This window comes from uncultured Veillonella sp. (assembly GCF_963524655.1).
Lineage (GTDB): Bacteria > Bacillota > Negativicutes > Veillonellales > Veillonellaceae > Veillonella.
Window position 1 is genome coordinate 1 of sequence record NZ_CAURHA010000001.1, and the last position, 23,157, is coordinate 23,157.

The 23,157-nt window shown below is 39.3% G+C and carries 17 protein-coding genes; 16 read left to right on the forward strand and 1 reads right to left on the reverse strand.

Annotation, left to right across the window (positions count from 1 at the left end):
• The 5 genes from mfd to RYM16_RS00025 all read left to right on the forward strand — a co-directional run.
• Window positions 1–3,000, forward strand: a 3,000-nt coding sequence (mfd, locus tag RYM16_RS00005) for a transcription-repair coupling factor (protein WP_314981585.1), incomplete at its 5' end; no start/stop codon positions are given.
• Window positions 2,997–4,604 (forward strand): polysaccharide biosynthesis protein, encoded by a 1,608-nt coding sequence (locus RYM16_RS00010; RefSeq protein WP_314981588.1) that lies wholly within the window; start codon window positions 2,997–2,999, stop codon window positions 4,602–4,604. The genes mfd and RYM16_RS00010, both read left to right, overlap by 4 nt.
• Window positions 4,588–5,370, forward strand: coding sequence for a nucleoside triphosphate pyrophosphohydrolase (gene mazG / locus RYM16_RS00015; RefSeq protein ID WP_314359566.1), 783 nt, complete (start codon window positions 4,588–4,590; stop codon window positions 5,368–5,370). Before RYM16_RS00010 ends, mazG begins: the two co-directional genes overlap by 17 nt.
• A gap of 52 nt (window positions 5,371–5,422) precedes the next feature.
• Complete coding sequence (locus RYM16_RS00020; RefSeq protein WP_009351071.1) at window positions 5,423–5,722, forward strand: HU family DNA-binding protein; 300 nt, start codon at window positions 5,423–5,425, stop codon at window positions 5,720–5,722.
• 82 nt (window positions 5,723–5,804) lie between these two features.
• On the forward strand, window positions 5,805–6,959 hold the full coding sequence (locus tag RYM16_RS00025) for a glycosyltransferase (protein ID WP_314981590.1): 1,155 nt from the start codon (window positions 5,805–5,807) through the stop codon (window positions 6,957–6,959).
• A 55-nt stretch (window positions 6,960–7,014) separates the two neighbouring features.
• Here the strand turns inward: RYM16_RS00025 and RYM16_RS00030 are convergent, their stop codons facing one another.
• Window positions 7,015–7,335, reverse strand: a complete 321-nt coding sequence (locus tag RYM16_RS00030; RefSeq protein WP_054748625.1) for a hypothetical protein — start codon at window positions 7,333–7,335, stop codon at window positions 7,015–7,017.
• Window positions 7,336–7,447: 112 nt separating this feature from the next.
• Here RYM16_RS00030 and RYM16_RS00035 point away from each other — a divergent pair, with 112 nt between their 5' ends.
• The 11 genes from RYM16_RS00035 (at window position 7,448) to RYM16_RS00085 (ending at window position 23,063) form a co-directional block, all read left to right on the forward strand.
• On the forward strand, window positions 7,448–9,481 hold the full coding sequence (locus tag RYM16_RS00035) for an ABC-F family ATP-binding cassette domain-containing protein (protein WP_314981592.1): 2,034 nt from the start codon (window positions 7,448–7,450) through the stop codon (window positions 9,479–9,481).
• Window positions 9,482–9,614: 133 nt separating this feature from the next.
• A complete protein-coding gene (locus RYM16_RS00040) occupies window positions 9,615–11,081 on the forward strand; it encodes a [FeFe] hydrogenase, group A (protein WP_314981594.1) in 1,467 nt (488 codons plus the stop codon).
• Window positions 11,082–11,405: 324 nt separating this feature from the next.
• Window positions 11,406–12,035: a DUF47 domain-containing protein gene (locus RYM16_RS00045; protein WP_009351206.1), complete on the forward strand. Its 630-nt coding sequence runs from the start codon at window positions 11,406–11,408 to the stop codon at window positions 12,033–12,035.
• Window positions 12,028–13,026 (forward strand): inorganic phosphate transporter, encoded by a 999-nt coding sequence (locus RYM16_RS00050; protein WP_273299082.1) that lies wholly within the window; start codon window positions 12,028–12,030, stop codon window positions 13,024–13,026. The genes RYM16_RS00045 and RYM16_RS00050 overlap by 8 nt, the downstream gene beginning before the upstream one ends.
• A gap of 469 nt (window positions 13,027–13,495) precedes the next feature.
• Window positions 13,496–13,669: a hypothetical protein gene (locus RYM16_RS00055; RefSeq protein WP_199176261.1), complete on the forward strand. Its 174-nt coding sequence runs from the start codon at window positions 13,496–13,498 to the stop codon at window positions 13,667–13,669.
• Between the two features lie 476 nt (window positions 13,670–14,145).
• Complete coding sequence (locus tag RYM16_RS00060; RefSeq protein ID WP_273299078.1) at window positions 14,146–14,601, forward strand: PTS sugar transporter subunit IIA; 456 nt, start codon at window positions 14,146–14,148, stop codon at window positions 14,599–14,601.
• A 21-nt stretch (window positions 14,602–14,622) separates the two neighbouring features.
• Window positions 14,623–14,898 carry a PTS sugar transporter subunit IIB gene (locus RYM16_RS00065; protein ID WP_314981596.1) on the forward strand — a complete coding sequence of 92 codons (276 nt, stop codon included), beginning with the start codon at window positions 14,623–14,625 and terminating at the stop codon, window positions 14,896–14,898.
• A 31-nt stretch (window positions 14,899–14,929) separates the two neighbouring features.
• Complete coding sequence (locus tag RYM16_RS00070) at window positions 14,930–16,297, forward strand: PTS ascorbate transporter subunit IIC (protein WP_314981597.1); 1,368 nt, start codon at window positions 14,930–14,932, stop codon at window positions 16,295–16,297.
• On the forward strand, window positions 16,297–16,692 hold the full coding sequence (locus RYM16_RS00075; RefSeq protein ID WP_314981599.1) for a YbaN family protein: 396 nt from the start codon (window positions 16,297–16,299) through the stop codon (window positions 16,690–16,692). The genes RYM16_RS00070 and RYM16_RS00075 overlap by 1 nt, the downstream gene beginning before the upstream one ends.
• Before the next feature lie 195 nt (window positions 16,693–16,887).
• Window positions 16,888–17,778: an AraC family transcriptional regulator gene (locus tag RYM16_RS00080; RefSeq protein WP_314981601.1), complete on the forward strand. Its 891-nt coding sequence runs from the start codon at window positions 16,888–16,890 to the stop codon at window positions 17,776–17,778.
• 329 nt (window positions 17,779–18,107) lie between these two features.
• Complete coding sequence (locus RYM16_RS00085; protein ID WP_399553766.1) at window positions 18,108–23,063, forward strand: TonB-dependent receptor domain-containing protein; 4,956 nt, start codon at window positions 18,108–18,110, stop codon at window positions 23,061–23,063.
• Window positions 23,064–23,157: the final 94 nt, after the last annotated feature.

Sequence of the window (23,157 nt, forward strand, 5' to 3'; positions counted from 1 at the left end):
GACCAAGGTGCACAGATGCGAGCATTAGCCCTTCTTGCATGGCAGGAGCCAGCTGTGGTTATTGCTAATGCAGAGGAGGTTACACAATACGTTGTATCTCCACAATATTTAAAAGGACAATCGCTACATTTTGCTTTAAATGATACGATTGAACGTGATACAGCGCTTGAACAACTTGTCACAATTGGATATGAGCGAGTAGACCAGGTGGAACAACGTGGTCATTTTGCCGTGCGTGGCGATATTTTAGATATCTATCCTGTTAATAGCGATAATCCCATACGTATAGAATTCTTTGGTGATGAAATCGATACCTTGCGGTTTTTCTCAGTAGAGAATCAACGGTCTATTGAACAAATTGATTCTTATACGGTGACGCCTTTCTTCCTTGGTAAAAGCGATGCAGATAGTACCTTATTATCGTATGTAAAGGATGGTCTCCTCATTTACGATGAGCCAGGACGTATTCAAGAAGCGTTAAAGAAATTCCTCAAGGAAGATCCTACACATCGTAAAAATCATTGTGACTGGAGTGAATTGCAGCGCACTGTAGAAGCCACAACTCAAGTGGCTTTTACATTTATGCAACAACGCTCTATTGGTCTTACTGGATTTAACCCTATTGGTATTCAAGGGAAGACAATGACGAGCTTTGAGCGTCAAATTCCTTTATTAACAGATGAAATTAAGCAATGGCATCGCCTAAATCATCAAGTTGTATTGGTATTAAATAACCAACAACGACGAGAAGGCATTGAACGAGCTCTTGAAGGAGAAAATATCGCCTTTATTCATAGTGAAGAATGGATTGCTAAGCCTAATACGGTTGTTATATTACAAGGCTTATTGACCGACGGCTTTGAATTGCCAAATAGCCATTTAGTAGTTGTCGTAGAAGGCAATATTTATGGACAACAAAAGCGCAAGCTTCGCAACAAGCCTAAAAAGGGCCAAGAAATCAATTATTTTACGGATTTAACCCCTGGTGACTATGTTGTACATAGTATGCACGGTATCGGTAAGTATATTGGACTTAAAACGATAGAAACGGAAGGCATTCATCGTGACTATATTGAAATCGCTTATGCGGGAACGGATAAACTGTTCTTACCTGCAAACAATTTAGATCAGTTACAAAAATACATCGGTAATGAAGGTGATGTGCCTCGTATTCATAAGATGGGTGGCCGTGACTGGGCTAAGGTTGTTACAAAGGCAAAAAAATCCATCGATGATTTGGCAGATAAGCTCGTTGAGATCTATGCACAACGAGAAATTACAGAAGGCTTTGCATTTTTGCCAGATCAACCATGGCAGCAAGAGTTTGAAGATGCATTCCCTTATGAAGAGACGGAAGATCAGTTACAGGCTACGGCAGAAATTAAAGAATCTATGGAACGACCTGTTCCTATGGATCGATTGCTAGCTGGAGACGTAGGTTTTGGTAAAACTGAAGTCGCTATGAGAGCTATCTTTAAAGCTGTTATGAGTGGCAAGCAAGTTGCGGTGCTCGTACCAACTACTGTTTTGGCGCAACAACATTTCCAAACCTTCTTGAATCGCTTTGCCCCATTTGGCGTAAAGGTAGATGTACTTAATCGATTCCGCAGTACAGCTGAGAAGAAACACGTTTTAAAAGGTGTAGAGGATGGCTCGATTGATGTTCTCATCGGTACCCATTCGCTACTTAACAAAAAGGTTGTCTTTAAAGACTTAGGCATGCTCGTTGTAGACGAGGAGCAACGTTTTGGGGTAGCGCAAAAGGAAAAATGGAAAGAGTGGGCTAGTAATATTGATGTGCTTACTTTGAGTGCTACACCAATTCCACGGACCTTACATATGTCTCTCGTAGGTGTTCGTGAAATGTCCGTTATCAATACGCCACCTGAAGAACGCTTACCTGTTCAGACCTATGTGGTGGAATATGACATGAATCTCGTTGCAGATGCGATTAAGCGAGAATTGGCACGGGGGGGACAAGTTTACTTCGTATATAACCGCGTGGCATCTATTAATCACATGGGTGAATTATTAGAAGCGGCGTTGCCAGGTTTACGCTATGCTATTGCTCACGGTCAAATGACGGGCCGTCAAATTGAAGAAATTATGACCGATTTCTATGAAGGTCATTACGATGTATTATTGTCCACCAGTATCATCGAAACCGGTCTAGATATTCCGAACGCCAATACTATCATCATTTATGATGCGGATCGGTTAGGTTTATCTCAGCTATATCAAATGCGTGGACGCGTAGGGCGCTCTCGCAGACGGGCCTATGCATACTTTATGTATCGACCTGACAAAATGCTTTCAGAAGCTGCAGAAAAGCGCTTAAAAGCTATTGAAGAGTTCACGGAGCTAGGTGCTGGTTTCAAACTTGCTATGCGAGACTTAGAAATTCGTGGTGCAGGCAATCTATTGGGTTCACAGCAACATGGCAATATCGCATCTGTCGGCTTTGGCATGTACGTAAGTATGCTTGAAGAAGCGATTGCAAAGGCTCAAAATAAAGAGGTAGAGCGCGAGGTATCTATTGATCCAGCTATTGATTTAGAAGTAGATGCCTTTATCGATGATGAGTACATTAAAGATAGTGCTCGTAAGATTTCTGTATATCAACGTTTGTTACATATTAAATCTAAAGAACAACTAGATGACATGACAGATGAACTGATAGATCGTTTTGGTACGCCTACAGATCCGGTAGATAGATTATTGCGTATTGCTCAAATTAAAGAGCAAGCGCGTCTGCTTGGTATTAAAAGTATCGTCCGTAGAGATAAACAGCTTACGATCCATTGGCATGATGACTCCAAAATGGCCGACTGGGATATGGGGGCTGTACGGGAAGATTTATGGAAAAAAATGAAGTTTGCAGATACCAAGCCAGCCACATTATATGTGAGCCTTAATGGCATGAAAGGTTCTATTTTGACCATTACGGAAGCGGTGATGAAGGCACTGAGCCACAAGTCATCGACTAAGGAGGGCCTATGAATCGATTTTTAAAGGGTGCCATGATTTTAACCTTAGCTGGTATTATCGTGAAGGTCATCGGTGCGTTTAGTAAAGTTCTTATCGCCCGTGTTCTTGGTGGTGAAGGCATTGGCCTATATATGATGGCTTATCCAATCTACCAAATTATCGTCAGCATCTCTGCGGCAGGCATTCCCGTAGCCATTTCTATTATGATTGCGGAAAAGCTTGCCAATGATGATATGCGAGGCGTACAACAAGTATTTTCTGTATCCTTAAGAGTACTCACTATTTTAGGTTTAGTATTTAGCTTGGCCTTATATGGCAGTGCACAGTGGCTCGTAGATACTCAGATTATTACAGATCCACGAGCTCTCATAGCCATTCAGCTGTTATCGCCAGCTATCTTTGTAGTAACGATTCTAAGTTGCTTTAGAGGTTATTTCCAAGGCTTCCAATACATGGTACCTACAGGGACGAGCCAAATCTTTGAACAAATTTTCCGCGTATCCTCTATGGTGGGCTTAGCTTACTACTTCATCGATAGAGGCTTACATTTAGCGGCAGGGGGTGCTACCTTCGCCACCTTCCCAGGTGTATTAGCAGGTTTACTCGTATTAATTTTCTTTTACTATCGGCAACGACGCGTGCGCGAACAGATGCTTTCACAACAGAATCCAAACGCTATTTGTGAAAGTAACAGCGCTGTAGTGAAACGATTATTTAGTCTTGCTATACCCGTATCTATGGCAAACATTATGTTACCCATGGTATCTCTCATCGATACATTCATAGTGCCGAAGCGTTTAATGGATATTGGGTATTATCTCAATGAAGCAACAACACAATTTGGCTACCTTACAGGGATGGCCACGTCACTCATTGGTTTACCTATTATTTTGACTACCTCTTTGGCGGCTAGTTTAGTACCGGCTGTATCTGAAGCACATGCACAAGGTAATGTTAACCGTATTGTGCAGCGGGCAAGTACGGCTATTAAGATTGCCAATATGTTCACGATTCCCGCCTGTATCGGCCTTTGTGTACTAGCGACGCCTATTTCCCTGCTGATTTATGCAACGCCTAATGCAGGGCCTGTTATCGCCGTGATTAGCCTAAGTATTGTATTCTTAGGATGGCAGCAAATTACAGCGGGTATTCTGCAAGGTTTGGGGCGAACTGTAATCCCTATGGTAGCGATTTTCGTTGGTTTATTAGCGAAAACATTTTTGGATTATGAGCTGACAGGAACTGTTGAACTTGGTATCAATGGTGCTGCATGGGCCACAAACTTAAACTTCGCCATTGCTGCACTCATAAACTATCTATTTGTAAAGAAATATGTAGGTTCTGTGCTTAATAAACTTGAATTACTGAAAATTGCCGTATCTGCTATGGCCATGGGAGGCGCAACGCAAGTTATCTATGTGAGTACCGTAGAGTTATTAGGTAATGGTGGTGCTGTAGCTGCCGCTATTGTAGTAGCCGTATTTGTGTATGGACTATCTTTGTGGCTTACTAAGGCCGTTGTGAAGGATGATATGTATCATTTCCCAATCATTGGCAAGCGTTTACAAGCTCGTCGAGATAAGGAGGAAGCAAAGCTCTATGAAGAACAATACTAAGGAACCCGTATCTGTACAACCATTAGTGGATGTAGTAAAAGCCTTACGTGCGCCTAATGGGTGCCCTTGGGATCAAAAGCAAACGCATGAATCCTTACGACGCTATTTCATTGAAGAAACCTATGAAGTAGTAGATGCCATTGATAATAAAGATATGCCCAATCTTCGTGAAGAATTAGGGGATGTATTATTACAAGTCGTCTTTCATAGTCAACTAGCAGAGGAAGCTGGTCATTTCACCTTACAAGATGTAATAAATGACGTTACTGAAAAAATGATTCGTCGTCATCCTCATGTTTTTAATCCTGAAAATGATGAAAAATCATACTCCTGGGATGAATTAAAGGCAAAAGAAAAGAAAAATATTCAAAAATCTGTATTAGATGGTGTGTCTAAAGGTTTACCTGCTTTAGTGGCCGCTTATAAGCTTCAAGAAAAGGCCGCGAAGCTAGGTTTTGACTGGGATGAGCTCGATCCGGTTTGGGCTAAAGTTTCCGAAGAAATGGGTGAATTTAAGGAGGCTATAGCACAAAATGATAGAGAAAATATGGAAAAAGAGGCAGGAGATGTGCTTTTTTCCTTGATTAATCTACTCAGATGGTATAAAATAAGCGGTGAAAATGCACTAAATCGCACAAACACAAAGTTCCGACAGCGTTTTTTACATGTAGAGGCTTGTGTTAACCAAAGCGATCGCTCATGGGAAAACTTTTCATTAGCTGAGCTGGATGCTTTTTGGGAGGAGGCTAAAGTGCAGGAAAAGTAGCCTAGAGGTTTTGCATACTTCTAAGGTATTGTATTTTTAAGGAGGTTCTGTCATGAACAAAACAGAATTAATCGCAAGTGTTGCACAAAAAACTGAATTAACAAAAAAAGACGCTGAGAAAGCGGTAAAAGCTGTATTTGACACAGTTGCTGAAGAATTAGCTGCTGGTGGTAAAGTACAAGTTATCGGCTTCGGTACTTTCGAAGTTCGTGAACGCGCTGCTCGTGAAGGCCGTAACCCACAAAACGGTAAAACTATCACAATCGCTGCTTCCAAATCCCCTGCATTCAAAGCTGGTAAAGGTTTGAAAGAACAAGTTAACGCTACAAAAGCTAAAAAACGCAAAAAATAATCCCTAAAGGATATGAAAGAGACCTTTCGAGGTCTCTTTTTTTTGTCTATTTATGGTATAATGCACAGAGAAAGGGTGCACTATGAATAACGAAACATCACGGAAGGTTCTCAGTGTGTCCGCCTCTATTGGGACAGGACATATGCAGGCCGCAAGAGCCATAGAAGAATATTGGAAAGAAAAAGAGCCACACGCATCGATTACTCATGTGGACTTTTTAGATACAGAAACCATGTCTGTAGAGCATTTAATTAAGGGGACGTATATCAAGATGATCGACGTATTCCCAATGCTATACGATATGATTTATCGCGTATCAAAAGGGGAGCGACGGGGGACCATTTTGCAAACTGCATTATCTTATCTCCTTAAAAGTCGTATGCTCAAGCTCGTTCAACAAGAGAAGCCAGATGTGATGGTCTTTACCCATCCATTCCCTTGTGGGGCCGCGTCAATTTTGAAGCGCCAAGGTCATATTGATGTGCCATTGGTAGCGATTATGACGGACTTTAGTAGTCATCAATTTTGGCTCTATCCGCAAATTGATACTTACTATGTAGCGACTGAGTCTATGGTTACCGAAATGGTATCCGCTGGTATTGATGAAACTCGTATTCATGTGTCTGGTATTCCTGTGCGCCGTTCCTTTTTCCGTGATGCTATTGAGGAATATAGTTTAGAGGAACCTGTGAAAGTACTCGTCATGGGTGGAGGCCTTGGTTTGGGGTCCCTCGAAACGGCACTTAAACATTTAGATGAGGTTAATGGTATCGGAGAAATTACTGTAGTAGCTGGTCAAAATACATCTCTTTATGAATCCTTAGTTACCCTTAGTGATTCTATGAAAACAAAGACTACTGTATATGGCTATACTACAAATATTTCTGAGCTCATGAAATCGTCTTCCTTGCTCGTTACAAAGCCTGGTGCATTAACTTGTATGGAGGCTGTTACAATTGGTTTGCCTATGGTATTCTTTAATGCCATTCCAGGGCAAGAAGAGGCCAATGCAGAGTTATTAGAGCAACGCGGCTGTGCTCGTTGGGCCCGCGATATTCACAATTTAGAAGACGTTGTGACCGCGCTTCTTATTAACACTCCAAGACTACAACAAATGTCTGAGCGTGCTCGTGAATGGCATGTAGATGGAGCAGCTAATATTGTAAATAGCTTAATTGAGATTTTAGACGCTACAAAGCAAGAGGAATTAGTACAAGCTGAAGAAGTAATTAGCTAATCAAACTGTGATATATAGTAAAAAAAGCGATGACCCAAAGGTCATCGCTTTTGTATTATTGGTATTGCTCAATATGTTCTTCTCTAATTCTTTGTAGTGTTTCTAAGAACTCATCTGTGCTTTCAGCACTATCTAAGAGATCTTTTAATTGGTAGGAATCATCCAATGTCACACTCCATTGGAAGGAGTCGTTATCATCGTATACATTGAATACGATTGGTGTCTCCAAGTCCTCTGGCATATGACCGTCGTCGTCAGACACAGTTGCATAGGTGCCATCTTCTAAAAGCTCTGTAAATAATGTGTCATACCCATCGATGTCGATAAGTTCAAAGTTAATACTTTCATAAAAGTCTAAAAGCATATCCGTCGCCATGTGGACCTCCTCATGAATATATATGTTACGTTTATTCTACTGAGGGTGAATGTTACTGTCAATGGTAATGTGTAGTATAATAAGTAACAGAATTACAAAATAGGAGCATAACATGAATGTTATTAGTTTACAAAATATAGAGAAATCATATGGCACAAGGCTGTTGTTTAAAGAGGTACATATTACATTTACCACTGAAAAAAGACTAGGCCTTGTGGGCATTAATGGTACAGGGAAATCTACGTTCTTGAAAATACTGGCAGGTCAAATGGAGGCTGATAAGGGGACTATTGAGCGCAATGGCAAGGCGAGTATCCATTACTTGGCGCAAACACCTGACTTTGATGCGGAATCTACCTTATTAGAGGCCGTTCTAGATGGGGACCATCCTCGCTTACAAATGGTAAAAGCCTTTGAACGTATTAGTCGTGAGTACCGTCAAATGCAAGAGTCTGGTGGAGATGATACTAAATTGTCTCGTAACTATATGAATGCCTTAGAACAAATGGATCACCGAGATGGTTGGCAAGTAGAGCAAGAGGCTCGTATTATTTTGTCTAAATTGGGTTTTCCCGATGTAGAGCAAAAGGTAGCCTTATTATCTGGTGGTCAAAAGCGTCGTTTAGCACTCGGTCAAGCTTTGCTATATCCATGCGATTTATTATTACTAGACGAACCGACAAACCATTTAGACGAAGACAGTATAGACTGGCTTGAATCTTATTTAAGTGCCCGTCAAGGGGGCCTCTTAATCAGTACCCATGATAGATATTTCCTTGATTCTGTATGTAATGGCATTTTGGAACTATCTAATCGTCGTATGTATCAATATGATGGGAACTATGAAGAGTTCATTGCCTTGAAAGCCGACAGAGAAGCCCGTGAGGCTGCTACGGAAGAGAAGCGTCGTCAGTTTTTAAAACGAGAAATTGAATGGGTTCGCCGCGGTGCCTTGGCGCGAACTACAAAACAAAAGGCTCGTTTAGACCGCTATGAAAAACTAAAGAATATGGAGAAAACGCGTCGTCCCGATCAAATGGATCCTATTGCATTAAAGACGCGTTTAGGAAAAACCATCTTTGATATTGAGCATTTAGAATTTTACTTTGATGAACGACCTATGATTAAGGATTTTACCTACCATGTGGTACGCCATGACCGTATTGGTATTGTAGGGCCTAATGGTGTAGGAAAGTCTACCTTTATGAATATCCTTGATGGTACCTATGAGCCTACAAGCGGTTCTATCGGTAAGGGTGAGACAGTCCGTATTGCTCACTTCAAACAAGAACTGCCAGAGTTCGACGAAGATATGCGTGTTCTTGATTATATTCGTGAAGATCACTCCTACATGGTGCTCGGTGATGGCTCTACATTGAGCGCTGGGCAAATCCTAGAGCGATTTCTTTTTACACCTGAACTTCACGGTGTGCCGATTCGCAAGCTTTCTGGTGGTGAACGCCGTCGCTTATATCTTTTAAAATTATTGATGAGCGCGCCTAATGTGTTATTGCTAGATGAACCGACAAATGATCTGGATATCCCTACATTAGAGGTATTAGAGGATTTTCTTGATTCCTTTAGTGGTGTCATCGTTACCGTATGTCATGATCGGTATTTCCTTGACCGCGTAGTAGACAAACTATTTGTATTCACCGGTGAAGGTCACATTGAAATTGTTCATGGTTCCTATTCTGATTATAAGGATGCTCTTGATGAAAGTAGTGGTGGAAAGCGTCCGTTTTATATGACAAATGGTAGCACAGCTACTAGTGCCAAAACTGTAAGAACTGTAGAAGCTGACGAGGCTGATACCAATACTGATACTGATACTGATAACTCTGTTGACAATCAAACTAAATTTTCCAATACATCTGTCGATAATAGTGGTATAATTATAAATACAGCAGATACTTTCAAAGAATCCCCTAAGAAAGGCCTCAATAAAGCAGAAGAGGCAGAGTATGCGAGTATTATGGATGAGTTGACAAAGCTGGAGCATTTAGTTAAGGGCCTAGATGTGATGATAAGCCAAGTTGCTACTGATTATGAAAAAATGCAAGCCTTGATGGCTGAGCGAGAAGAGACTCAATCCCAAATAGATGCGCTCACCGAACGGTGGATGGAATTGGAAGAACGTCTATAAATCCACGTATCATGCGATTTACTAATACCTGCTATGCAAAGGAATTACAAGTACTTTTATTGATAAAAGTCACATTCTATAGTATAATTTCTTCGATTAACGATAACAACGTTACCTAAGTAGGAGGAAACTCATGAGTAAGTATGAATTTTTAGACCGTCGCGTACCAATTGAAGACGGAAATATTGCATTAGTTCAAGATTTGTCTAAATGTAAAAATTGCTCTTTATGTCGTAAAGCTTGTGCTGTAGACATGGGCGTATTTGATTATTATGATTTAACAACTAATGGGGATCATCCTATTTGCATTCATTGTGGTCAATGTGCATCTATTTGTCCATTTGATTCCATTAATGAACGTAGCGAAATTGATGAAGTAAAAGCAGCTATTGCTGACCCTAATAAAATCGTCGTTTTCCAAACTGCACCTGCTGTACGTGTTGGCTTAGGTGAAGAGTTTGGCCTTGATGCGGGTACATTCGTAGAAGGTAAAATGGTAGCAGCTCTCCGTAAGTTAGGTGGCGACTACATTCTTGATACAAACTTTGGTGCTGACATGACTATCATGGAGGAAGCATCTGAGTTGTTGGAACGTGTTATCAATAGTGATGCGGTATTGCCTCAATTTACATCTTGCTGTCCTGCTTGGGTTAAGTTTGCTGAAACATTCTATCCAGAATTCTTGCCAAACTTGTCTACTGCTAAGAGTCCAATTGCAATGCAAGCGCCTACACAAAAAACATATTTTGCTGAAAAAATGGGCCTTGATGCAAAACAAATCGTTGCTGTTGCAGTAACACCTTGTACAGCTAAGAAATTTGAAATTCGTCGCGAAGAAATGAATTCCTCTGCCGAATACTGGGATGTACCAGAAATGCGCGATACAGATTACTGTATTACAACACGTGAACTTGCAAAATGGTTACGTGCAGAAGAAATCAACTTTGATGATCTTGAAGATTCTGCATTTGATCCATTGATGGGTGAAGCATCTGGTGGTGGTATCATCTTCGGTAATACTGGTGGCGTTATGGAAGCGGCTATGCGTGCGGCTTACAAATTAGCTACTAGCGAAGATGCACCTCAAACATTGATCCCATTCGAAGCGATTCGCGGTATGGATGGTGCTCGTGAAGCAGACGTAGTCATTGGGGACAAAACATTACATGTGGCGGCTGTTCATGGTACAGGCAACTTGCGTAAATTCATCGAACGCATGCGTGCAGAAAATATCCATTATGACTTCATCGAAGTAATGGCTTGTCGTGGTGGCTGTATCGGTGGTGGTGGTCAACCACGCGTTAAATTACCAATGGCAGACAAAGCTCGTGAAGCTCGTATTGCCTCCTTGTACACTCGTGATGCGGAAGTAAAAGTAAAAGCTTCTTGTGATAATCCAGATATCCAAAAATTATATGCTGAGTTCTTCGATGGCAAACCTATGAGCCATAAAGCACATCACATGTTACATACTACATTTGTGAGCCGTGCAGAAGACTTAGGTCCTAATGGTGCTTGTACGCCTGCTACATGTCCAACATCTGTGCCTAATTTGAAAAAGGCAGCAGAAGCGGCTAAAGCAGCAGCGGAAGCGAATTAATAAAATGTGAAGCAGATAGTTGATGATTTAGTCAGCTATCTGCTTTTTTTTGAAACATATTTTTGAAACATATTTTTGAAACATATTTTTGAAACATATTTTAGAAACGTATTTTGTAAATATATTTTATGATAATATTTTCTGATGATATTTTATGGCGTACCTATAGATAATAAAACTTTCACATAGTTGAACAACACATATGCTATATACGCATAGAGGTTAAAATATAGAGATTGGTAAATTTGTTTAGGATTTACAGTTAGTGTGCTATAATTAAGATATTATTATAGAAGCAATCAATACTGTTTCAGGAGGATCTTCATGGCTTTTAAATTAAAAGGAAAAGAAGAAAAATTTTTCAGTATTTTAGAAAATCATGCTGCTCTTACATATGAAAGCGCAGAGATGATGGAACGTGTGTTTAAAGGCGAAATCTCTAAAGAAGAGGCTTTTCTTGAAATTGATACAAAGGAAAAAGCTGCCGATGAATTAGTAACCGAAACTGTAGAACGTTTGCGTAAAACATTCATCACTCCAATGGATCGTGAAGATATTCAGCTCTTGATCGACCAATTGGATACTACATTGGATAATATCAAAGAAATTATGGACAAAATGGTTATGTACCACGTAGGTAAACCTAGTGATGGTGCTATCCGCATGAGTGAAATCGTTGTAAAATGCGTTAAGCATATTAATAAATCTATTGGTTATATGGGGAGCCTTAAAAAGGACCATGTGAAGGTAGAAGGCCGTGTACATCAAGTATTGAAACTTGAGTCTGAAGCGGATAATATTTACCACGAAGAAATGGCTAAACTCTTTACTGAGTGTACAGATCCTATTGAAATTATCAAATGGAAGGAAATCCTTAGTGCCATGGAGGATGTAATCGATGGTTGCGAAGATTTGGTTGGTACATTCCGCCGGGTAGTATTGAAGTATGCTTGATGCTCAATATTTAGTATGGCTAGTTGTATTTCTAGCATTAGCATTCGACTATATCAATGGCTTCCACGATACGGCGAACGCCATTGCTACATCTGTTTCGACCCGTGCTATTGAACCTAAAAAGGCGATTATGATGACTGCGGCACTCAATTTCTTGGGGGCCATGGTTAGTACAGGCGTAGCAAAGACAATCGGTGGTGACATCGTAATGTCTGCGTCTCTCATTAATAGTGCGATTATCTCAGCAGCTCTTATTGGTGCCATAACATGGAACTTGCTTACATGGTATTGGGGGATTCCTAGTTCCTCATCTCATGCTCTTATCGGTGGTATCATCGGTGCAGTAGGTTGGTCCGTAGGGTTCGATGCTTTAAATGAGGCAGGGATTATAAAGATTTTCTTATCCCTTATTTTATCTCCAATTGTAGCCATGATTGGTGGCTATATTGTGATGAAAGTATTGTTGCTTATCTTTGGTAGATTTTCTCCAATCGTGTTGAATGATAGATTTAGATCCATGCAAATTGTATCTGCCATCATGATGGCCTTTTCTCATGGTTCTAATGATGCGCAAAAGGCGATGGGGATTATTACCTTAACATTACTTAGCGGTGGCTTTATCGATACATTAGATGTACCATTATGGGTTAAACTTTGTTGTGCTACGGCTATGGCCATGGGTACAGCAGTAGGCGGTTGGAAAATCATCTCTACTATGGGGACTAAGATTTTCAAATTGGAAACTATCAATGGTTTCGCTGCTGACTTAAACTCTGCCATCACTATTTTTACAGCTACATTCTTACATTTACCTGTAAGTACTACACACGTTGTAAGTGGTTCCTTGCTAGGCGTTGGTTCCTCTAAACGTTTGAAAGCTGTTAACTGGGGCGTAGCAAGATCTATGGTATTGGCGTGGTTTGTAACAATTCCATTATCTGGTATCGTAGCTGCCGTCGCTTACGAAGTAGGTCACTTACTATTTGGTTAATACATAACTACATAACTACATAACTATATAACAATAAAAAGACTGCGAAAGCAGTCTTTTTTTCTTGTAGGACCTAAATTATACTTTGAAAAAGTATTTTTAATAGTATGTTGTAATTAGAATATACTGTTTATTATATGAGTCGTTAAATTTTGAGGTATCTCAATTAATAAGATCGTGTCTTATAAATAGGTAATAGAGTTAGATTTTGCCTGGTTTTAAATACTATATTCTATAAAAGCGATTTATCTATATTTGGCAACGTTGATGTTGGAATTCAAGTTGTATAGGAAGAAAAACTTATAAATATGTGGTTTTGTGAATTATGCGTTTTGTTAATAAATGCAGTTTATTACTCGTTTATAGGTTGTTTTTGGTTTGTTTAAAATGAATAACTATTGCATACTTATGTAATGGAGGTTATACTATCGGTAGAAGGAGTTTTTTAAGTGAAAAGTGAGGTAAGTATATGGCATGGGGTGGAACTAGACGCGGTGCCGGGCGCCCACGTAATCCTATTAAACGTATTGGTAGAACTATTCGACTCAGTGATGAAGAATTTCTTTCACTAAAACCCTTGATCATGGCCATTAAGGCAAATAACGATAAACGATATAGGCAACAATGTACTAGAAACGCATAAATATATATAGATAGATAAATAAATATATATATAAACGCATACATAACTCATTAGGCATTGTCACAGCATATACAACTTAATAAACTTTAAATCTAATTTACAATAACCCATTATTCCTAAATCTTTCAACTACAACACATCTCTACTCTCTAAATCATATGCTGTGTGCAATACAAGTAGTACGAAAAAGGTCCCAATTCATTTGAATTGGGACCTTTTTCGTATGTTATATTGCTATAATTTTAGGAATCCTTATATTACGTAGCAAATTCCTGAATTATAATCTAAGTACGCTTAGTGAAATAATATGAGCAGCTGCACATATATTGGGGTGATATTAAAAATTTATAAAATGATTATTTTGATGTTAGATTTATTCATTTTAATAAGCTTATTGTTATTTTGATATATGAAAAACTGCTTAGAATAGCTATAATAGAATTATATGTATAGATGTAAGCTTAGGAGGTGTTAGCTTGTTACAAGATTTATTATCCGAGGATAATGTATCATTTCACTATCCCGCTGAAACGTGGGAAGAGGTAATTCGTCACGGTGGCCAACTCATGGTTGATGCTGGTTTTACTGATCCATCTTATACAGAGGCTATGGTTGAGGTGGTACGCGAAATGGGTCCATATATTGTATTGGCCCCAGGTCTTGCGATGCCACATGCTCGTCCTGAACATGGCGCAAAACGAGTAGGTACAGCCTTAGTAACGTTGGAAAAACCATTGAACTTTGGTTGCCCAGATAATGACCCTGTATCTGTAGCATTGTTCTTATGTGCTCCTAATAAGGATGAGCATATTCAATTGTTGACAGATATCGCTACTTTATTTGAGGATGAAGAATTTTTAGATGCAGCCGTTGAGTTTGAAAGTATAGATGATGTACAAGCATTCTTGGCAGAGCATTTAGACGATCAATAATAGATATAGAAGGAGGCAATTATGATTTCTGTATTAACTGTATGCGGTAATGGTATTGGTTCTAGCTTGATGCTAAAAATGAAAATCGAAGAGATTTGTGCTGAAAATAGTATTGATGCACAAGTTGAGTCTATCGATTTTAATGCGGCACAAGGTCGTAAGGCTGATCTTATCGTAACTGTAAAAGAGTTGGCGGAACAATTCGAAGGTAAAAATATCGCTATTGTTCGCAGCTATATTAATAAAAAGAAAATCACAGAAGATGTTCTTGAAGCATTAAAACAAGCTGCGCAATAATTTTTAACAACTATATATAGGAGGTAGTGCCATGGAAATGGTATTAGAGTTCTTACGTGACGTGCTGTCTCAACCAGCACTTTTAATTGGTATTATGTCATGTGTAGGCTTAATTGCTTTGAAACGTCCGTTTCATAAGGTAATGACAGGTACATTGAAACCGATTCTTGGCTATTTAATGCTCGCAGCAGGCGCTGGCGTTATCGTTAGCAATCTTGATCCACTAGGCAAGATGATTGAACATGGCTTCCATATTACTGGCGTTGTACCAAACAATGAAGCTATTGTGGCTGTTGCACAAAAGGTTCTTGGCGTTGAAACGATGTCTATTCTCGTAGTAGGCTTATTGATGAACTTATGTATTGCTCGTTTCACCAAGTTCAAATATGTGTTCTTAACAGGTCATCACAGCTTGTTTATGGCATGTCTCATGTCTGCCGTACTCGGTACTGCAGGTTTGTCTGGTATGGAGCTCATCCTTGTGGGTGGTTTCTTGATGGGCGCATGGTCTGCAATTTCTCCAGCGATTGGTCAAAGCTATACATCTAAAGTTACTGATGGTGATGAAATTGCGATTGGTCACTTTGGTAGTTTAGGTTATTATCTATCTGCTTGGGTTGCTCAATATGTAGGTAAAGCTGAGGATAGCACAGAAGATATTGAAATCCCGGAAAAATGGGGCTTCTTGCGTGACTCTACATTATCTACTGCATTGACTATGATCGTATTCTATTTAATTGCAGCTATTGCAGCAGGCTCTGAATTCGTATCTACTTTATCTGGTGATATGAGTCCTTACTTATATGCTGTTATGAGCGCTATGAACTTTGCTGTAGGCGTAACAATCGTATACTCTGGTGTACGTATGATCTTAGGCGATTTGATTCCTGCCTTCCAAGGTATTGCTACAAAAATTATTCCTAATGCCATCCCAGCTGTAGACTGTGCTGTATTCTTCACATATGCTCCAACAGCTGTAGTATTAGGCTTCATTAGCTCCTTCATCGGCGGTATCATCGGTATGCTTATCCTTGGTGCTGTAGGCGGTGTATTGATTATTCCTGGTCTTGTACCACACTTCTTCTGTGGTGCTACAGCAGGTATCTATGGTAATGCTACAGGTGGTCGTCGTGGTGCCGCAGTAGGTGCGTTCCTTAATGGTTTAGCTATTACATTCTTGCCAGCGATGGCACTTCCAGTTCTTGGTCAACTAGGCTTCCAAAATACAACATTTGGTGATGCGGACTTTGCCGTAATGGGCCTTGTATTAGGTAATGCTTATGAATGGGTAGGTATGGCTGGTATTTATGGTATCGTAGCTATTGCCGCATTAGTACTTATCATTCCTAACTTTATCAAAACAAAAGGTAAAGTAATTAACTACGTAGAAGAGGACTAATGAAAACAACTGTGCAACATAGTAATGTTGTAGTTAGATATGTATTTCTGGCCATTGGAGCAATCAGTTTTGCCCTTGGTACAGCAGGCATCGTACTACCACTGTTGCCAACAGTTCCGCTTTATATGCTAGCATTATTTTGTTTAGCCCGAGGATCTGAACGACTTCATAAAATGTTTTTGGAGTCTAGTTTATATCAAAAGACTGTTGGTGCTTATGAACGCGATAAAGCGTTGACATTGCGGACAAAGTTGTCCATTCTCGCTTCTGTTACTACCATAATGGCTATCGGCGCCTATTTTAGTCAAAACATGCCAGTTGCTCTTATCGTGATGGGTCTTGTATGGATTGGTCATGTAATAGCATTAGCCTTTATTGTAAAAACAAAAAAATAAAGAATTATTGCTGATAATTCTGAATATAGCCTCGTAAGTTAGACTGCATTGGTTTAACTTGCGAGGCTATTAATTTATATTTTTAAATAAAAAATGAATTATTACTATTTTTAATTTGACAATGGATATCAATAAGTATACTATAATAATTATGTATATAGTAATTTTTATAGTATTTGTGTATATGGTGATCGTATGAATCCACATAATCATGCAGTTTCACATGCAGGAAATTCTATGTCGAGACATACAGTGTTTGACGGTATCGATTTGATGTTCCTTGATGTGAAGCAAGAAACAATTCAATTTTATGCAAAATCACATACAAAGACGTTTGCCATAAATCATTGTGAAGAGGGGCGCATTGAGTGCAAGTTTACATCTGGTGATTATTTATATATGGGGCCCGGTGATATGTCCATAGGATGGCATATTCATGCTGATTATCAACATGAGAACTACTTCCCTACAAAGCTTTTTAAAGGGATTGTATTACTCGTAGATGTTGAAAAGGCTCAACCCGTATTAGATGCACTTGTGACTGAAGCGCGCATCGATTTGACTCAATTAGCAAATCGATTCTGTGAGCATTCTGACTTTGGTATGATGATGGAAGAGACTGAATCTGTTCGTCAGATTTTTTCTAGTTTATATAATGTGCCTGATCAAATTAAGGGGCACTATTTTAAATTAAAAGTTATTGAAATCTTCTTACTGTTATCTGTTATTTCTACAACTAATCATGAAAAGAGAAGCTCCTATCGTAAACAACAAGTAGATATTGTAAAAGCTGTTAATGAACATATATCTACACAGTTTATGAAACGTATAACCATAGATTCCTTGTCTGAACAGTTTGATATTCCTACATCAACATTAAAGCGTTGTTTTAAAGGGGTATATGGTACGACAATCCATCACTATTTAAAGGAATGCCGTATTAATGCAGCTAAGCGCTTGCTTCAAGAGTCAGATCGATCTATTTTAGAAATTGCTAATGCCGTAGGCTACGAGAATGGTAGTAAATTTACTAGTGCATTCAAAGAGGCCACAGGTATAACGCCTAGTGCTTATCGTAAAGTATAAATACCTTAAGTTAAGCTATACTAAGCCAAGGCATGCATTATAGTGTTAGTAATATTTAAAATATAAGTATTTAAGACTTAGAACGAGTAGGTTATAAAACTTAATATTGTCCGAAATGTATATTTTTGGTCTTTTCGGAGTAGATATGCAAGATACACTTTGCTACTATTAAAATTGTAAATGATTTTCAATGTCATTAGATAGTGGCGGAGTGTATTTTTATATACCTAGTTTGATATATATTATTTGGAGGAGCGCTGATGAATAGGCGACTTACACGGGCGAGCCGATATCTCATACTGTCTTGTGCAGTAGCATATTGGTTGCAAATGCCTATCACTACCATGGCAGAAAATGCAACAGTAACAACTGATGTTGTACATGTTCGCGGTACATGGGCTGAAGAATTAGCAAAACAAGAGTCGCAACAAACGACAATTATTACAAAGCAAGATATTGCAAAGAAACAAGCAAAATCTGTTGAAGATATTGTATTTACAGAAACTGGTGTATCTAGAACTGTAGACGCCATGGGGCGTGTCGGTGTATCTATTCGGGGGGCAGATCCACGACATACATTGATTCTCGTTGATGGTCAACCTGTCATGGGGGATCTTGCTAAATACCAAGGTGCTGGCGATGAGTTGCAACGCCTAGGTACAGAAAACGTGGAACGTATAGAAGTCATTCAAGGTGCAGCCAGTGCCAAGTATGGCTCTGATGCTATTGGTGGTGTTATTAATGTTATCACCAATAAACCTAAGAAGAATGCATCCGTTCAATTTAATGCGGAAGGTCGTAGAGAAAAAGGGGATGGCGATGTTGTGCCATATTCTAACTTTTTTATGCGCGCAGACTCAGGTTCTTTAGGTAAATTAAAGGTTAATATTCACGGTAGTAAACGTGATATTATGCCGATTTATGCCAGTGAAGCTCGTCGTGCCACGACTATGACAAGTGACGAGGACCATGGTTTCTTAAAGAACTCTTTACGTTACTATGGTACAAACTCCAATGTAGGACTTGGTGCGACTTATGATTTCAACGAAAATCACTCCTTAGGTCTTCGTATTGATCGTTATAATGAGGACTTAGAGCGCTATGTAAAACGTAGTGATTCTTTCATGGAGCCACAAGTACATTACAAGCGTGATTTAGATCGTAATAATCTCAATTTGAGTTATACAGGCAAAGATAAGAAAAGCTCTTGGAAGGCTGAAGTAAATTATACGCGCACGAAAGAGGATGATTTAACCTTAACAAGTGATTATGGCAATAGTACATATGAAGGTAAAAATACATTAAACTATGTTGATAATGTAGACCATCGTCAATGGAACTTAACACTTGGTGCTGACACACAGCTAAATAAAGATCATCTCTTATCCTATGGTGTAGGTTTTGTTCGTGAAACTGGTGAAGGTAGCCGTCTTAAAAATGCACCTACAACCTATAAGCGTCATATCGACCCATGGGATTACGATAAAAGCTTAGCCGTTAAAAATGGTGTGCCATCCTCTACGATTTACGACCATTCTTTCAAAAAGAATGAAGCCGGTGTAGAGCAATGGAATAAGGAGAAAGAGTGGTATAATGGCGACAAAAATACGCCTAGTACATTGCCAGAGTTTACCTATGAAGAGTATGTGCAATATTTAGATTCTAATGACAGTGATTCATCTGCAGTTATGGGCTTAGTTGATGGTCCTACTACGGAACGGACCTTGAAAAAACTTAATCCTGAAGCTTATGCACGATACCAACAATTTGCTAAGCGCTTACTCGCGGAAAATAAAGCTTTCATTGAAGATTATCATGCTAATAAAGAAGGTAAAATGGATGCAAATGGCAAGTACTATCCTGCATTACATGATGCGTATTTACCAAGTTTCTACTATGGCGCCGTATCTGGGTTTGATAATACACAATTGAAATTAAATGGTTCTTACTTTAAAGAAGAGTATTTAAAACGTGTAAATCAACAAACGGCAGGTCGTGCTGAAATTAAGAAGTTTAACTTCTATGTACAAGATACATGGCAAGTTAATAAGAATACTACTTTATCTCCAATTGTCCGCTTAGATCACAGTGATAAGTTCGGTTCTAACTTGTCTTTCAACTTGGGCATGACTCACAATGTAAAAGGCAATGTACATCGCCGATTAAAAGCGAATGTAGGCACTAGTTATACAGAACCTGGTATGGGCGAATTGTACTACAACTGGGAAATGTATGGGCCTAATATTACTTTCGCTACTATCGGTGGCGGTGAAGCTCGTCTAGGCTGGTATTGGGTAGGTAATCCAAACCTTAAACCAGAAAAATCAATGAACTTTGATTTAGCTTTGGAAGGGGAAAATAAAAATACCTATGCTAAAGTAGGTGTATTCCACAATAATATCCGCAATTATATGTCCATCTATAATACGGGTTATTTAATGGACTTCCATCCACAATACGATGAATCCACTACGCTAGGGGCGGCCAAATTCGGTCATGCGCCTGATATGATTTATAGTTTCCGGAATATCGGTAAAGCTCAAATTACAGGTCTTCAATTTGAAGTAAAACAAACGTTTAATAAGCATTGGAAAGCTCGTCTAGGGTATACATACTTACGTGCTCTCAATAAGAGCGATAAAGATATGCCTCGTGAATTATTAGATAAGCCACGCCATAAAATTGATATTGGCGTCGACTTTGAAGATAAGGCAAGCGGCTGGAGCGGTAGCCTATGGGGCGATTACTACATTCGCATGTTAGATAGCAACTCTCTATCTGGTGGCGGTAACTACATGGTGTCTTATATCGATCCTGATAATTCCAATAAATCAGTTATTCGGTATAACTTGAACAATAAGCGTAGTGCCGATATGTACGACCGTAAGACTTATGGCATTTGGAACTTTATGGTTCAAAAGAAAATCAATAAAGATTCCCGTGTGTACTTTGGTATCGATAATATCTTTAATCACCGCGATGATAACCGTGCACTATCCGCCCGTGTATACCGCGTCGGCTTAAATATGAAATTTGGCTTAGGCTCTGGTGAAAGTAAAGCAAAGCTTACGAAAGAACAATTGGAAGCATTACCACCAGCAGTGCTTACCGACTTCATTACACGTCCCTTTGATGAATCTAAATCTCGTGGCGTAGAGTTAGTAGGCGATTATCGCGTGCGTAATGATAGTCACTTAGGGTCTGATCGTCCTGAAACGAAAGTGACGCCAACGAGCTATGTAGCCGATGATGCGGCGAAGAACTTGGCTGATCGCAAGGAGCATGGCTTAAATCAACGTATTCGCGTAGGTGTAGATGCTCGTATCAACGACAATACTAATGTGCGTGTTGTAGGTAGTGCTTCTGGTCAAGCTGGCGTAGACAGCAGTCATGAAACAGAAGGGTCTAAAGGCTTTAACCATCAACGTTTAGAAGAGTTTGATGTAACACATCACGGTTCTAAATGGGATCATAGTGCAGGTCGTATTACTGAATCTATGGGTGTCACAGGCTATTGGTTCAATAAAGAATACGATGGTGTTCGCAGCGTATGGACTAACAAGGATACACAAGTTCGCGTTGGGGTAGGTAGCTTTAAACATAGCACAGGTATTAGCGATAGTGCCTATACTCATGCTATTTATACAAACTTCAAACGGGTTCCTACCGTTGATGAATTCTTGGGCATCACAGGTGATACTGATGGTAGTAATAAAGAACTTATCGTACCTGACGCAGGGGATAAGATTAACTTCTACCAACAGCTAAAAGCATTGCGTGATAAAGAAAGTGCCTTGGAAGGCGAAGTTAAGGACTTGAAACAAAAAATCGAGGATCTTAATTCTGATATTTGGTGGAAAGAAAATATTGATGAGTTGCCAGCTGATCAATTAGCTCCACTAAAAGCTGATTTGGCAAACTTACAAGCTCAATTACCAGAGGTAGAGGCGCGCGTAGCAAAAGAACGTGAGCCATTACGTGCGGCTCAGTTTGATGTAGTTCGTCGCATGCAAGAAATTGTTGCAAAAGCCTATGGTCCTGATGCGGATAAACAAAAGGTATTGCTTGAAATGCCAGAAATTAACGCTAAGTTCACTTATAAAGACAAGCGTTATGATGAAGACACTGAGCAATGGGTTCCTGATGAAGGTACCATTAATACGAAGATTTCTGCTGGTAAAATCGGTTTAACTGAAAATGATCCGTTATTTGAAGTTAAGTTGAGCGATACCTCTGTATTAGCAGATAATGGTAAAACATTCTTAACAAATTGGTACAATCAAAATAAAGCGGCTATTGAAGCGGCATACCGTAAAACAGCACAAGATCGAGCAGCCCTTATCTTTAACAAAGATGCTACCTATACTGTTAGCTTCGACGATAATGCTTTTGATGGCTTAGAAGATAATATTTATAAGGTTAACTCCGTTGATGTTAAAGATTACGGTTTATCCAATGTGATTAATGTAAAAAATAGTGATCATTACCCACAATTATTGGCGTCCTATTTCAATGGTTTGACTCGTCTTCTTGAAAAGGCTGATGGACATAGTAGATTGCCTAGAGAAGCATTAGGTAAATATACTGGTAATGTTATTCCAACGACCGGTATTGTATTACAACAAGATACAGTACCACCAATTGAAAAAGCTGCCTATGTTCAAGTTAAACATATGGTGACACCACGTCTTGGTTTAGCGGCTTGGTACTTGCGCTCCTTCGGCGGCAGCGATTATCGTTTCTATACAGCAAATGGTAATGCTACAGAAGCACATGAGTTTAATAACGTGGCTAATGTATTCGGCATTGGTGCTAAGTATCAATTAAATCACAATGCAAGTATTTCCTTTGACTATGGTCAAAACCGTAGTGACTTTGGTCGTTTTATGAACGGCAATACACATTATGAGCACCAAGCTGGTTCTTCTCAATTCGATATTAAAGGTCGTGATGTTGGTGGTACACCACACTTCTGGGCGTTGCGCTTCGATGTAGGCCATGCAGATATGAACAAACCAGGCTCTTGGAATGCCTATGTGGATTATAAATACTTCGCACATGGTTCCTTCTTTGGCGGCAATGGTACAGAGGCCGTACCTGATCGTTACTTAGATGGTATTAAGAGCTTCACCTTTGGTGGTGGTTATGTACCAACTAAAGATCTTCTTTTACAAGCATTCTATACATTTGATGCAAAAGGGATCAACAAACGAGATACCTTATATGGATCTGAAAACTTCAAACTTGGGAATTATACTCGTTTCCAAATGACGTATAAATTCTAAAAATTTATTCCGATTTGTCCAAAACGTATATTTTTGGTCTTTTCGGAGTAGATATGCAAGATACACTTTGCTAACATTAAAATGTGAATGATAT